Raw genomic sequence first — 13,514 nt, forward strand, 5'->3', positions numbered from 1 at the left:
CATGAAGCTACTTCAACGCGCGGGGGCACTGGCCGCCGTCGCTACGCTGAGCGCCTGCGCCACGCAGACGCCCGCGCCCCATGTGACGGCAGATCTGCCGCAGCAATGGCAGGCGCCTCTGCCCCATCAGGGCAATCAGACCGAGCTGGCCAACTGGTGGCGTGCCCAGAGCGATACCCTGCTGGTGCAGCTGATCGAGGCGGCGCAGACGGCCAGCCCGGATATCGCCGCAGCGGCCAGCCGCATCGCCCAGTCGCGCGCCGAGCGGGTGGCTGCCGGTGCTGCGCTGGCGCCCACGCTCGACGCGGCCAGCAGCATCAGCCGCGCCAACCAGCAATCGACTCTGCCCATGGGCACGGTATCGCAGGCCGCGCTGCAGGCCAGCTGGGAAATCGACCTGTTCGGCGCCAACCGCGCAGCGCGCAATGCGGCGCAGGACCGCTACGACAGCGCGCGCGCCGGCTGGCACGATGCGCGCGTTTCGGTGGCCGCCGAAGTGGCCAACCAGTACTACGGCCTGCGCGCCTGCGAGCAGCTGCTCACGGTGGCGCAGCAGGATGCGGCATCGCGCGCCGATACGGCACGCCTGACGGAACTCAGTGCGCAGGCCGGCTTCCAGTCGCCCGCCAGTCTGGCACTGGCACGCGCCAGCGCCGCCGATGGCAGCAGCCGTGCCATTGCCCAGCGGGCCGCCTGCGATGTCGACGTCAAAGTACTGGCCGCGCTCACCGCCATCGCCGAACCGGAACTGCGCCGCCAGCTGGCGGCTGGTAGCGCCAGCAGCAGTGCTACGGCCAGTGCCAGTGTAGTTGCAGCTGCGCCGTCTATGGCTATCGCCGCACTGCCAGCGAGCACACTGAGCCAGCGCCCCGATGTCTTCAGCGCCGAACGCGCCGTCAGTGCCGCCAGTGCCGATGTGGGCACGGCGCAGGCGGCGCGCTATCCGCGCCTGACCCTGTCCGGCTCGGTCGGGGTGGCCAACTTCCGCGCCGGCGGCGACAACACCAAAACCGATACCTGGACCATAGGCCCGCTGGCCATGACCCTGCCCATCTTCGATAGCGGCCGGCGCAGCGCCAATGTGGAGGCAGCGCAGGCCCGCTATGACAGTGCCGTGAGCAGCTACCGCGCCACCGTGCGGCAAGCCGTGAGCGAAGTGGAACAGGCGCTGGTCAACCTCGACGCCAGCGCAGCCCGCAGCAGCGATGCGCAGAGCGCGCTGCAAGGCTACCGTATCAATTTCGGCGCAGTGGAACAGCGCTACCAGAACGGGCTGGCCAGCCTGTTCGAACTGGAAGACGCACGCCGCACCCGCCTCGCAGCGGAACAGAGCGTCATCAGTCTGCAACGCGAACGCAGCGCGGCATGGGTGGCGCTGTACCGCGCCGCCGGTGGCGGCTGGACCGCTCCGACCAACCGCCCGGCCACCGCCAGCACTCACTAATTCCCCTACGCTATGAAAACTCTGAATACCTCCTACCAGCCTGTCGCCCTTGCCCTGCTGGCGATCTTCACCGCCGGCGCAGTCGGCATTGCTGTATTTGCGCCCGCGTCGCACGCCGCCAGCGACGCCAAACCTGCCGCCGCCAAACCGGCGCTCACCGTCACCACCGCAAAACCGGTGGCGGCCCGCCTGCCTATCAAACTGGCGGCCAACGGCAATGTGGCCGCATGGCAGGAAGCCAGTGTCAGCAGCCAGTCCACCGGCTTGCGTCTGGCCGAAGTGCGCGTCAACGTCGGCGATGTGGTCAAGGCAGGCGATGTGCTGGCCGTGTTTGCCGCCGAAACGGTGGAAGCCGATCTGGCCCAGGCTAAAGCTGCGCTGCAGGAGGCCGAAGCCAATGCCGCCGAAGCCGTGGCCAACGCAGCGCGCGCACGCAGCCTGCAGAACACGGGCGCCCTGAGCGCCCAGCAGATCAGCCAGTACAGCACGGCCGAGCAGAGCGCCAACGCGCGCATCGCCTCGGCCAAAGCGGCACTGGCCAGCCAGCAGCTGCGCATGAAATACACCCGCGTCATCGCGCCGGACAACGGCGTGATCACGGCCCGCAGCGCCACCGTGGGCGCCGTATCGGGTACCGGTACGGAACTGTTCCGCATGATCCTGCAAAGCCGGCTGGAATGGCGCGCCGAAGTGGTGGCGGCCGATCTGCGCCAGCTCAAACCCGGCACCACGGCCACCGTCAAGGCGGCCAACGGCAGCGAAGCCAGCGGCAAAATCCGCATGATCGCGCCTACCGTGGACGCCCAGACCCGTTCGGCGCTGGTGTACGTCGACCTGCCGGCCAGCGCATCGGCCGGCAAGGATGCGCCGTTCAAGGCCGGCATGTTTGCCAGCGGCCAGTTCGATCTGGGCACCTCCGATGCCATCACCGTGCCGCAGCAGGCCATCGTGGTACGCGACGGCTTCAGCTTCGTGTTCCGCCTCAATGCCGACCAGCATGTCAGCCAGATCCGCGTCCAGCCGGGCCGCCGGCTGGGCGAGCGCATCGAAGTGCTGAGCGGCCTGAATGCCGATACGCAGGTGGTGGTGCGCGGTGCCGGTTTCCTCAATGACGGCGATCTGGTGCAAAACGTGGCCGATAGCGCCGCACCAGCCAAACTGGCCGCCAAATAAGGAATTCCGATGAACTTCTCTTCACTCTCCATCAAGAATCCGATACCGGCGATCATGCTGTTTGCCCTGCTGTCGCTGGCGGGTCTGATGGCCTACAAAGCCAATCCGGTGCAGGACTTCCCTGACATCGAACTGCCTATCGTCACCATCACCGCCTCGCTGGACGGCAGCGCGCCGGCCCAGCTGGAAACCGAAGTGGCACGCAAGATCGAAGATTCGGTGGCCACTCTGCAAGGGGTGAAAAACATCTATACCACGGTGCTCGATGGCGTTGCCACCACCACGGTGGAATTCATCCTCGAAAAGCAGATCGCCGACGCCGTTAACGACGTGCGCGATGCCGTGGCGCGGGTCAAAGCCGATATGCCGGCCGAACTGCGCGACCCTACCGTGACCAAGGCCTCCACCGCAGGCCGCGTGGTGCTGACCTTCACCGCAGCCGCCGCGCAGGCGCCGGGAGAAAAACTCGACACGCAGGAGCTGAGCTGGTTCGTCGATAACACCGTCTCCAAGCGTCTGCTGGCCGTGCCGGGCGTGGGTGCCATCAAGCGCGTGGGCGGCGTCAAACGCGAAATCCGCGTGGAACTCGACGATGCCCGCATGGCGGCCTTGCGGGTTTCCGCCATCGACGTCTCGCGCCAGCTGCGGCTGGTGCAGAAGGAGGCCCCGGGCGGCCGTGGCGATGTAAGCGGCGCCGAACAGGCCGTGCGTACCATTGCCACCGTCAAGAGCGCGGCCGAGCTGAGCGCCATGGAACTGCCGCTGGCCGATGGCCGCCGCGTGCGCCTCGATCAGGTGGCCACGGTAACCGATACCGTGGCCGAACCGCGCGCCGTGGCTCTGCAGGATGGCGTGCCGGTGATCGGCTTCGAAATCTTCCGCACCAAGGGCGCCAGCGAACTGGCCGTGGCCCGAGGTGCGCGTGCCGCCATCGCCGAACTGGCGCAGGCCAACCCGCGGGTAGAACTCAAGCAGGTAATCGACAATGCCTTCCCGGTCGAAGAAAACTTCGGCGGATCGATGGAGCTGCTGTACGAAGGCGCGATACTGGCCGTGCTGGTAGTGTGGTGGTTCCTGCGCGACTGGCGCGCCACGCTGGTGGCTGCCGCAGCGCTGCCGCTGTCGGTGCTGCCGGCTTTCCTCGGCATCTACCTGCTCGGCTATACGCTCAACACCGTCACCCTGCTGTCGCTGGCGCTGGTGGTGGGCGTGCTGGTGGACGATGCCATCGTCGAAATCGAAAACATCGAGCGCCACCTGCGCATGGGTAAAACGCCGATGGAAGCGGCCATGGAAGCGGCTGACGAAATCGGCATGGCGGTCATCGCCACCACCTTTGCGCTGGTGGCCGTGTTCCTGCCGACCGCCTTCATGGGCGGCATACCGGGCCTGTTCTTCAAGCAGTTCGGCTGGACGGCAGTGGTAGCCGTGCTGGCGTCGCTGGTGGTAGCACGTCTGCTGACGCCGATGATGGCGGCCTATCTGCTCAAGCCTGCCGCCCACACCCAGCAGGTCGATGGCTGGCTGATGACCCGCTATATGAAAGTAATGCGCTGGTGTCTGCAGCACCGTCTGGTGACGGCCAGCGCCTCGATGGCCTTCTTCGTCGGCTCCATCATGCTGGTAGGTTTGCTGCCGACCGGCTTCGTGCCGGCTGCCGACCGTTCGCAGACCCAGATCAATCTGGAACTGCCGCCCGGTTCCACGCTGGCCGAAACCCGTGTGGTGGCCGAACGTGCCCGCACCATGGCAATGGAAGTCAAAGGCATCAAATCCGTATTCAGTTCCATCGGCGGCGGCTCCAGCGGCGACTCCTTCGCGCCCGGCGCGGCGGCCGAAGTACGCAGCGCCGTGCTGACCCTGACCACCGTGCACCGTAGCGAGCGCAAAGCTTCGATGGCCGATCTGGAAGGCGAAATCCGCGACAAGCTCAATGCCATACCCGGCGCCCGCTTCAAAGTGGGCCCGCCCGACAACGGCGTGAAAATGCAGCTCGTGCTGCGCAGCGAAGACCCGGTAGCACTGGCCGATGCAGCACAAAAAGCCGTGCGCGAACTGCGTACGCTGAAAGGCGTGGGCAACGTGCGTTCCAGCGCTGCGCTGGTGCGTCCTGAAATCATCGTCACGCCGGACTTTGCCAAAGCGGCCGATCTGGGCGTCACGGCGGCCGCCATAGGCCAGACCGTGCGCGTGGCCACGGCGGGCGATTACGATACCGACCTGACCAAGATGAACCTGCCGGAGCGTCAGGTGCCTATCCGCGTCAAGCTGCCGGATGCCGTGCGCGCCGACCTCGACGCGATTGGCCGCCTGACCGTGCCGGGCAAGAACGGCCCTGTGCTGCTGGCTACAGTCGCCAGCCTGGCAGTGGAAAGCGGTCCGGCCCAGATCAACCGTCTGAACCGCAGCCGCAACGTCACGCTGGAGGTGGAGCTGGGCAAGCGCGCGCTGGGTGAAGTCAATCAAGAAGCGCGCGCCCTGCCATCGCTGAAAAATCTGCCGCCGTCGGTAAAGATCGCCGAACTGGGCGACACCCAGGAAATGGCCGCCCTGTTCGCCAGCTTCGGCATCGCCATGCTGATCGGCGTGCTGTGCATCTACTGCGTGCTGGTACTGCTGTTCAAGGACTTCATGCAGCCGGTGACGATTCTGGCCGCCCTGCCGCTGTCCATAGGCGGCGCCTTTGTAGCCCTGCTGATTACCGGCCGCGCCCTGTCCATGCCGTCCATGATAGGCCTGATCATGCTGATGGGGATCGTTACGAAAAACTCTATCTTGCTAGTTGATTATGCTATTCTGGCGCGTCAGGAAGGCATGAGCCGTTTCGAAGCACTGGTAGACGCCTGTCACAAACGTAGCCGCCCTATCCTGATGACCACCATCGCGATGGGAGCAGGCATGATGCCGCTGGCGCTGGGGCTGGGAGCCGATCCGAGTTTCCGTTCGCCGATGGCGATTACGGTAATCGGCGGTCTGATTACCTCGACCCTGCTTAGCCTGCTGGTAGTTCCGGCCGTGTTCACCTACATCGACGATCTGGAACATCTGCTGAAACGGCTGATGGGCAAGCTGCGCCGCCGCCCGGCACAGCATGACGACGTCCAGCATGGCCCCAGCGCAGCACCACTGCGTCAGGTTGCCGGAGGTGGCCACTAGAACGGACACTTAACAATCAAGCTAAATAAAGGGGCAGGACATGGAATACGACATCAGGCAGCTGGCACCAGTTCGGGTAGTCTATCTGCGCTACAAAGGGCCGTTCGGTCCTGCCCTCGGCGAATTCTGGCAGGAAGTTTTCACTCCGTGGCAGAAAGCCATGGGCCTGATGAACAAGGTCACCTACGGTGTGGCGCTGGACGATCCGGCTACCACCGCCGCAGCCGAATGCCGCTACGACGCCTGCGTCGAAGTCTCGGCCGAATATCCCGTGCGCGAACCGGCGCGCGCAGCGGAACTGGCAGGCGGCAGCTACGCGGTAACCAGCTTCCATGGCACGGCAGCCCAGATAGGCGCTGCCTGGGGCGCCTTCTTCGGCCAGTTGCAGGCCGAGGGCAAACATCCGGCCGGCCCCTGCTTCGAGCGCTACGCCGCCGATTACGCCATGGACCCCGCCACCGGCGCCTTCAGCGCAGAACTGTGCATACCGCTGTAACCGCGCTGTAAAGAAACTGATACAAATCGGCCCGCAGAGTGCGCCCTGAATATGCGATACTCCGAGCCAGTACAGGGACTTTTTCAGAACATGGCGTTTTTCCGCAAGCTGCAGCCTATACCCGCAACGGCACTGGCACCCGGCCAGCGCATCATGCTGGCCAAAACCACGCAACTGGGCGATCTGGTCATCAGTCTGCCCATGGCTGCGGCACTCAAGCGGCACGATCCGCACTGCACCGTCATTCTGCTGACCAACCGCCGCACGGCCGACATCGCGCGCCACTGCCCCGATGTGGACGAAGTCTATGCGGCGCCGGAAAATCCGGCCGAACTGACTGCGCTGCTGGCCGCCATCCGGCCCGACATCTTCATACAGGTCAATCCCTGCCGCCGGCTGGCGCAATGCGCCTACGATGCCGCCCTGCCTATCCGCATAGGCTCGCTGTTCCGCCTGTATAACTGGCGGCGCTGCACCCATCTGGTGCCGATTTCTTCGCCCAGTTCGGGCCTGAACAAGCGCCTGCTCGACCTGCAGTATCTGCGCCCGCTCGGCATCGTCATCAACGACGCTGCCGAGATACCGGCGCTGTACCACCTCGCTCCGCCGCAGGCTCGCGCAGACGGCAAAGCGCCTGCCGCAGCCCTGCACCCTGCGCAGTTTGCGCAGGGCCGCCGCAGCGTGATACTCAGTCCGGCACTGGTCACGGCGCGCTCGCACCAGTGGCCGCTGGAGTTCTATGCGGAGCTGATCGAGCGCATCGATCCGCGCGAGGTGCACTGGTTCATCTGCGGCACCGCCGACGACCGCGCCAGCCTGCAAGCGCTGCTGCAGCGCCATGCCAGCGCCGCCAATGTCACGGATCTGGTGGGCCGCTTGTCGCTCACCGAGTTCATGGCCTTTATCAGCCAGTGCGACGGTCTGGTGGCCGGCAGTACCGGTCCCTTACATCTGGCGGCCGCACTGGGTATCCACACACTAGGTCTGTTCCAGTCGCGCCAGAGCGATGTGCGGCGCTGGCGTCCGCTGGGCCCCATGGCCAGCGTGCTGCATAGCCATGTGCGCTGCCGCGGCGAGCGCCGTCTGCAGCATGGCGGCAGCGTGATCCCCTGCCCGTGCATGACGGCGATCGCCCCGGCCACCGTGGCCGAACATGTGCGTGGCTGGTTCGGCCCGCGCAGCCAGCCGAACTAAATTCGGCTGCAAACGTGTTCCTTCGGATGAAGGGAACAAAATAGCGGCTCGGCGCCACTAAGTCACACGATAATATTTTCCGTTTTTAGGGATAATCCTGCTATCGTTTTACCACACCAATATTCGGAGATCACATGAAATTGAAGCACATCGCAATGGCCGCAGCCCTGCTGGCCGCCACTCAGGTTCAGGCACAGGACACCGTGGTGAAGATCGGCCATAGCGGTCCGCTGTCTGGCGCGCAGGCATTCTCCGGCAAGGACAATGAAAGCGGTGCGCGGCTGGCGGTGGAAGAGCTGAACTCTAAACCCATCACCGTGGCAGGCAAGAAGCTGCGCTTCGAGCTGCAATCGGAAGATGATCAGGGCGATCCGAAAGCCGGTGTGGCAGCCGCCCAGAAGCTGATCGATCAGGGCGTGAAATTCGTGGTAGGCCCGTACAACTCGGGCGTAGCAATTCCCGCTTCGCGGGCTTATAACGATGCCGGTGTGCTGATTGCGACTGTGGCCACCAATCCGAAACTGACCCAGCAAGGCTACAAAGGCATCTACCGCGTCAATGCCAGCGACACCCAGCTGGGCGGAAAAATGGCGCTATATGCGGCCAATGAAATGAAGCTCAAGAACGTGGCCGTGATCGACGACCGCACGGCCTTTGGCCAGGGTCTGGCGGAGGAATTCAAGAAGCAGGCCAAGGCAGCCGGCATGACGGTGGCAGGCCACGAGTTCACCACCGATAAATCGTTCGACTTCACTTCCATCCTGACCAAACTGAAAACCAAAAAGGTGGAAGCGATCTTCTTCGGCGGCTATGCACCGCAGGCCGCACCGATGGCACGCCAGATGAAGCAGCTGGGCATCACCGCCAAGCTGCTGGGCGGCGACACCATCTGCACGGTAGAAATGGGCAAGCTCGGTGGCGATGCCGTGGGCGAGAACGTACTGTGTTCGCAAGGCGGCACGTTGCTCGATAAGGCGGCCACCGGCCCCGCCTTCAAGACCAAATTCAAGGCCCGCTTCAAGCAGGACGCCGACGTATATGCAGCCACCTACTACGACGCCACCATGATGTACGCGCAGGCCATGCAGAAGGCTAACTCGCTCGACCCGGCGAAAGTCGGCGCGGTGATCAGCGCGGGCGAATACAAGGGCGTAGCCGGCAGCTACAGCTTCGATGCGCACGGCGACATGAAGCAGTCGCCTGTCACCATCTTCAACTTCAAGGGCGGCCAGCCTAGCGCCATCACCGGCTACTGATAGTCAGCCCTCAGCCAGCGGGGGCACGCCAGCCTAGGCGGCGTGCTCCTCGTCGGCATAGCGTGCCGCAATGGCACGGAACTCGTTCTGCAAGGTGATGAAGGCGTCGAGTATATCGGCGTCGAAATGGCTGCCCCGCCCTTCGCGCATGATGGCCAGCGCCTCCTCGTGGGTCTTGGGCGCCTTGTAGGCACGGCGCGAAATCAGTGCATCGTACACGTCAGCCACCGCCATCAGCCGTGCCGAGAGCGGAATCGCGTCGCCCTTCAATCCCTCCGGATAACCGCTGCCATCCCATTTCTCCTGATGCGAATAGCAGATCTCCTTGGCCGTCTGCAGGAAAGGCACGCTCACGCCCAGTCCCTGCTCCGCATGCACGATGGCGTTGCGGCCCAGCGTAGTGTGGGTCTTCATGATTTCGAATTCGTCGGCATCGAGCTTGCCCGGCTTGAGCAGTATCCGGTCGGGAATGCCCACCTTGCCGATATCGTGCAGCGGCGCCGATTTGAATAGCTGGGTGATGTAGCGCGGCGTCAGCGTGGCGGCAAAGCGCGGATGCGGTGCCAGATATTCGGCCAGCAGCTTGACGTAATGCTGGGTGCGCAGAATGTGGTTGCCGGTCTCGTTGTCGCGGGTTTCAGCCAGCGACGCCATGATCAGTATGGTGACATCCTGCAGCGCCTGCACTTCGTCCGTGCGGCGCTGCACTTCACGCTCAAGGTAGGCGTTCTGGTCGCGCAGGAAATCGGCCGAAGCTTTCAGCGTCAGATGGGTCTGCACCCGCGCCAGCACGATGGGCGGACTGACCGGTTTGGTGATGTAGTCCACCGCGCCCAGATCGAAGCCCATCTGCTCGTCTTCGCGCTCGGTTTTCGCCGTCAGGAAGATCACGGGAATTTCCGCCGATACGGGATCGGCCTTGAGCCGGCGGCACACTTCGTAGCCATCCATGTCGGGCATCATCACGTCGAGCAGGATCAGGTCGGGCGCCTTGTCGCTCTGGGCGATTTTCAGTGCGCGTGCGCCGTTGGGCGCCACTTTCACCGTGTATTGTTCGGACAGCAGATCGCTCATCAGAGTCAGCTTGTCGGGGGTGTCGTCCACTACCAGAATGACGGGTTTGCGCGCGGTGATGCTCATGCATTTTCCTTATTGGCTGTAGTCTCGGCGGCACTGTCCAGCAGTTCCAGCGCCCGCTCCATATCGAATTCGCGTATCGCCTGTTCCAGCGCAGCAAACTGCTGCGGGAACTCGGCGGCAAACAGGGTTTTATGTTCATCCAGCAGATGGGCGCTGCGCGCATCATCATCGGCCAGCAGGGTTTTCAGTTCGCTCACCAGCTGCTTGCGGCGCGCCGGGGTGTACTGCACGGCGGCGCTGGCCGCTTCCGCCGGCAAAGCCGATTCGATCGCGCGGATCTGGCCTGCCAGCACCTGCGCCAGTTGCGCCAGCTGCGGTTCCAGCTGCTGCGCCAGCACGGCGGCACGGCTAGCGCCCGCCTGCGCCGGCGTCAGCGCGTATTCGATTGCGTCCGCCAACAGCTGCAATGCGTCAGCGCCGATATTCCCGGCCAGCCCTTTGAGCGTATGGGCCGTGCGCTCCGCACCGGCGCGGTCGCCCGCTTCCAGCTGGTCACGTATCTGCTGCACGGCATTGGCCTGATTACCGGCAAAGGCGCGCAGCATATGCACGTAGCGCGCCTGCTTGCCCATTACGCGGCGCAGGCCGCCCACCATGTCCAGTCCTTCGATGGCTGCCAGCGGCGTCTGTTCCGGCGCGGCGTATTCCACTGCCGGTTCGGCCACAGGCGCATCGGCAGCCTGGGTGCGCACGGGTATCCAGCGCAGCAGCACGCGCCACAGTTCATCGGGTTCGATAGGCTTGACGATATAGTCCACCATACCCGCCTGCATGCACAGTTCGCGGTCGGCCTGCATGGCATTGGCCGTCATGGCCACCACCGGCAAACCAGCCAGCGCAGGCAGAGCGCGTATGGCACGGGTAGCGGCAATGCCATCCATCTCCGGCATCTGCATATCCATCAGCACCAGCTCGTAGCTGCCGCGCTGCGCCATCGCCAGCGCTTCCACCCCGTTGACGGCGATATCCACCTGCAAGCCGGCATCCATCAGCAATTCGGCTGCCACCTGCTGGTTCAGTTCATTATCTTCCGCCAGCAACACGCGCGCGCCGCGTATGGTGCCCAGCGCTGCCAGCACGCTCAATGGCGCTACCCGCGCCTGCGCGCTGTCGTCCACGACGCCGCCCAGCAGGCGTATCAGGGTGTTGAACAGCACCGAGGCGCTGACCGGCTTGATCAGCACATCATCAAAGCCCGCGCTATGGGCCTGCTGTATCACTTCCTCGCGGCCGTAATCGGTCACCATCAGCAGGCGTGGCGGCTGCGCCAGCGCCAGCGCGCGGATCGCGCCCGCCGTATCGACCCCGCTCAGGGCCCCCATCTGCCAGTCCAGCAGCACCACCTCGAACGGTACGTCGCTCAATGCCGCCACCCGCACCATGGCCAGCGCTTCGGCACCGGAGACGGCGGTCTGCACCTCGAAGCCCATACTGCTCAGCATACCGGCAATCACCGCGCGCGCACTGGCGTTATCGTCAGCCACCAGCAGGCGCCGGCCACGCAGATCGGGCGACGGCAGCAAGCTCGGTCGCTGGCTCTGGCCTATCGCCAGCCGCGCCGTGAACCAGAAGGTGGAACCCTGTCCCAGCACGCTTTCCACCCCTGTGTCGCCGCCCATCAGGTGCGCCAGCTTGCGCGAAATCGCCAGCCCCAGCCCCGTGCCGCCATATTTGCGCGTAGTGCTGGCATCGCCCTGCTGGAAGCTCTGGAATAACTGGCCGATCTGCTCTTCGCTCAGGCCTATGCCGGTATCGCGCACGGCAAAATGCAGCAGCACATGCTGCGCATCGCGGCTCAGCACACGCACCGACACGGCCACTTCGCCCCGCTCGGTAAATTTCAGTGCGTTGTTGGCATAATTGATCAGAATCTGGCCCAGCCGCAGGGCGTCGCCTTCCAGTACCGTAGGCACATCCGGTGCCACATCGAACACCAGTTCCAGCCCCTGCGCACTGGCTTTATCGCCGATCAGGGTGGCCAGATTTTCCAGCAGCTGATCCAGCTCGAACGGCTGCTTATCCACCTGCAGCTTGCCCGCCTCGATTTTGGAAAAGTCCAGTATGTCGTTGATGATGCCCAGCAGATGCTGGCCGGCGCGCTGGATTTTTTGCACATAGTCGTGCTGGCGCGGCGTCAGCTCGGTTTTCAGCGCCAGATGACTCATGCCGATGATGGCGTTCATCGGCGTGCGGATTTCGTGGCTCATATTGGCCAGGAAGAGCGACTTGCTGCGGGTAGCTTCTTCCGCCGTCTGCTTGGCCGCACCCAGCGCCTGTGCTGCCGCATGTTCTGCCGTCACATCGGCCAGATAGCCGTTCCATACTTCTTCCTCGGCGCTCTGGTGCACGCAGCTGCAATGCAGTTCTATCCAGCGCTGCGACAGTCCGCCCTCGGCGCCAAAAGCGATACGCCGGTGCACAAACCACTGCTGGCGCGCGCTATCGGCAAACTGGGCCAGCAAGCCGCTCTTGCCTTCCGGGTCGAGCAGCGCAAACAACGCCGCACCGTCGGCCAGCACATCGCTGGCCTGCAGTCCCGTAATCGCCGTAATGGCCGGGCTCATGAAGCGGAAGCGCGGCCGGCCATCGCCATCCATCTTGAACTGGTACACCGCCACCGGCAGATTATTGGTGATCTCGCGCATGCGCCGTTCATTTTCGAAGCGCACCTGACGCGCATGTTCGGCCGCGCGGCTGCGCCCCGTCACCACCATGGCAAACAGCCAGACTGCAGCCATGCAGCCGGCCGCCAGCGCCAGCTGGTGCCATACCGGCAGCCACTGGTTGCGGTCCTGCAGGATCAGCACGCGCCACTGGCCGCCATCATCGGGCCAGCTTAGTGCAGCACTGGCAATCGCATGGGTGTGGCCGTCGATGCTGGTCTGGCTGCCCCGGGTGTCGAACGGCAGCTGCAACGGGCCGCTGGCAGCGAATACGTCGCCGAACTGGCGCTCCTTCTCCAGCTGGGCCATGCGGGCCGGTGCAATCTGGCCGCTGACCATGTACAGGTATTCGTTGCGATTGGTAGCAAACACCACGCCATCGGGCGACAGCAGCAGCGCAGGGTCTTTGCTGCGCACCAGTATGCGGTCGATTTCTGCCGCCGCCATCTTGATGGTGTAGACCCCGGCGATAGGTGTGTCGCGCGAGTTCCCGCTGTACACGGGAGCGGCAAAATACAGGCCCCGTTCATGCGAGTTGCTGCCGATGGCGGCGTACACATTGGCCTGCCCGGCCAGTGCGCGCCGTACATACGGGCGGTAGCGCAGATTGCGCCCCACTCCGATCGCCTTGCCTTCCTTGTTCAGATAGGCCACGGTAGTGCCGTCGCCGGCCAGCACGAACACGGTATCGGCGTTGTACTGGTCCAGCACCGCGGCAAAGTTGACGTGCAATCGATAGGCATCGGCACCGAGTTCGCCGGACAGCAGCTGCTTGACGCTGTCCTCCACCAGTCCCATCAGAATGGCGCCGCCCATCACGCGGCCATCGGTGCTATCGATCTGGATCTGGCGGGCGATATCGTCGGCGCGGGCACGCAGGTCGCGGCTATGCTCCTGGAACACCACCTGCCGCTGGATCATGACCGCACTAGCCGCTACCAGCAGGGCCAGCCCGGTCCAGCGTATCAACATCAATTTGCGCCAGCCGCGCG

At 64.4% G+C, this 13,514-nt stretch carries 8 protein-coding genes; 6 read left to right on the plus strand and 2 right to left on the minus strand.

Annotated features, from left to right (window positions below; translation table 11 throughout):
- Position 1 precedes the first annotated feature (1 nt).
- The 6 genes from GTP27_RS04675 (at position 2) to GTP27_RS04700 (ending at position 8,719) form a co-directional block, all read left to right on the plus strand.
- A complete protein-coding gene (locus tag GTP27_RS04675) occupies positions 2–1,444 on the plus strand; it encodes an efflux transporter outer membrane subunit (protein ID WP_161038004.1) in 1,443 nt (480 codons plus the stop codon).
- 12 nt (positions 1,445–1,456) lie between these two features.
- A complete protein-coding gene (locus tag GTP27_RS04680) occupies positions 1,457–2,617 on the plus strand; it encodes an efflux RND transporter periplasmic adaptor subunit (protein ID WP_161038005.1) in 1,161 nt (386 codons plus the stop codon).
- Between the two features lie 9 nt (positions 2,618–2,626).
- A complete protein-coding gene (locus GTP27_RS04685) occupies positions 2,627–5,773 on the plus strand; it encodes an efflux RND transporter permease subunit (RefSeq protein WP_161038006.1) in 3,147 nt (1,048 codons plus the stop codon).
- Positions 5,774–5,813: 40 nt separating this feature from the next.
- Complete coding sequence (locus GTP27_RS04690; protein ID WP_161038007.1) at positions 5,814–6,269, plus strand: AraC family transcriptional regulator; 456 nt, start codon at positions 5,814–5,816, stop codon at positions 6,267–6,269.
- A 90-nt stretch (positions 6,270–6,359) separates the two neighbouring features.
- On the plus strand, positions 6,360–7,463 hold the full coding sequence (locus GTP27_RS04695) for a glycosyltransferase family 9 protein (RefSeq protein WP_161038008.1): 1,104 nt from the start codon (positions 6,360–6,362) through the stop codon (positions 7,461–7,463).
- A 134-nt stretch (positions 7,464–7,597) separates the two neighbouring features.
- Entirely contained in the window at positions 7,598–8,719 is a 1,122-nt protein-coding gene (locus tag GTP27_RS04700) for a branched-chain amino acid ABC transporter substrate-binding protein (protein ID WP_161038009.1), read from the plus strand.
- Positions 8,720–8,752: 33 nt separating this feature from the next.
- On the opposite strand, the gene GTP27_RS04705 is transcribed toward GTP27_RS04700, so the two are convergent.
- Positions 8,753–9,859: a response regulator gene (locus GTP27_RS04705; RefSeq protein ID WP_161038010.1), complete on the minus strand. Its 1,107-nt coding sequence runs from the start codon at positions 9,857–9,859 to the stop codon at positions 8,753–8,755.
- Entirely contained in the window at positions 9,856–13,494 is a 3,639-nt protein-coding gene (locus tag GTP27_RS04710; RefSeq protein ID WP_202416543.1) for a hybrid sensor histidine kinase/response regulator, read from the minus strand. Before GTP27_RS04710 ends, GTP27_RS04705 begins: the two co-directional genes overlap by 4 nt.
- Positions 13,495–13,514 lie beyond the last annotated feature (20 nt).

This window comes from Duganella qianjiadongensis (assembly GCF_009857915.1).
In the GTDB taxonomy this organism is placed as follows: Bacteria; Pseudomonadota; Gammaproteobacteria; order Burkholderiales; family Burkholderiaceae_D; genus Rugamonas; species Rugamonas qianjiadongensis.

Bases quoted from the DNA above. Each gene is read 5' to 3' on its own strand.
- GTP27_RS04675 (WP_161038004.1), top strand. From the start codon at position 2: ATGAAGCTACTTCAACGCGCGGGGGCACTGGCCGCCGTCGCTACGCTG.
- GTP27_RS04685 (WP_161038006.1), top strand. From the start codon at position 2,627: ATGAACTTCTCTTCACTCTCCATCAAGAATCCGATACCGGCGATCATG.
- GTP27_RS04705 (WP_161038010.1), bottom strand. From the start codon at position 9,859: ATGAGCATCACCGCGCGCAAACCCGTCATTCTGGTAGTGGACGACACC.
- GTP27_RS04695 (WP_161038008.1), top strand. From the start codon at position 6,360: ATGGCGTTTTTCCGCAAGCTGCAGCCTATACCCGCAACGGCACTGGCA.
- GTP27_RS04700 (WP_161038009.1), top strand. From the start codon at position 7,598: ATGAAATTGAAGCACATCGCAATGGCCGCAGCCCTGCTGGCCGCCACT.
- GTP27_RS04680 (WP_161038005.1), top strand. From the start codon at position 1,457: ATGAAAACTCTGAATACCTCCTACCAGCCTGTCGCCCTTGCCCTGCTG.
- GTP27_RS04690 (WP_161038007.1), top strand. From the start codon at position 5,814: ATGGAATACGACATCAGGCAGCTGGCACCAGTTCGGGTAGTCTATCTG.
- GTP27_RS04710 (WP_202416543.1), bottom strand. From the start codon at position 13,494: ATGTTGATACGCTGGACCGGGCTGGCCCTGCTGGTAGCGGCTAGTGCG.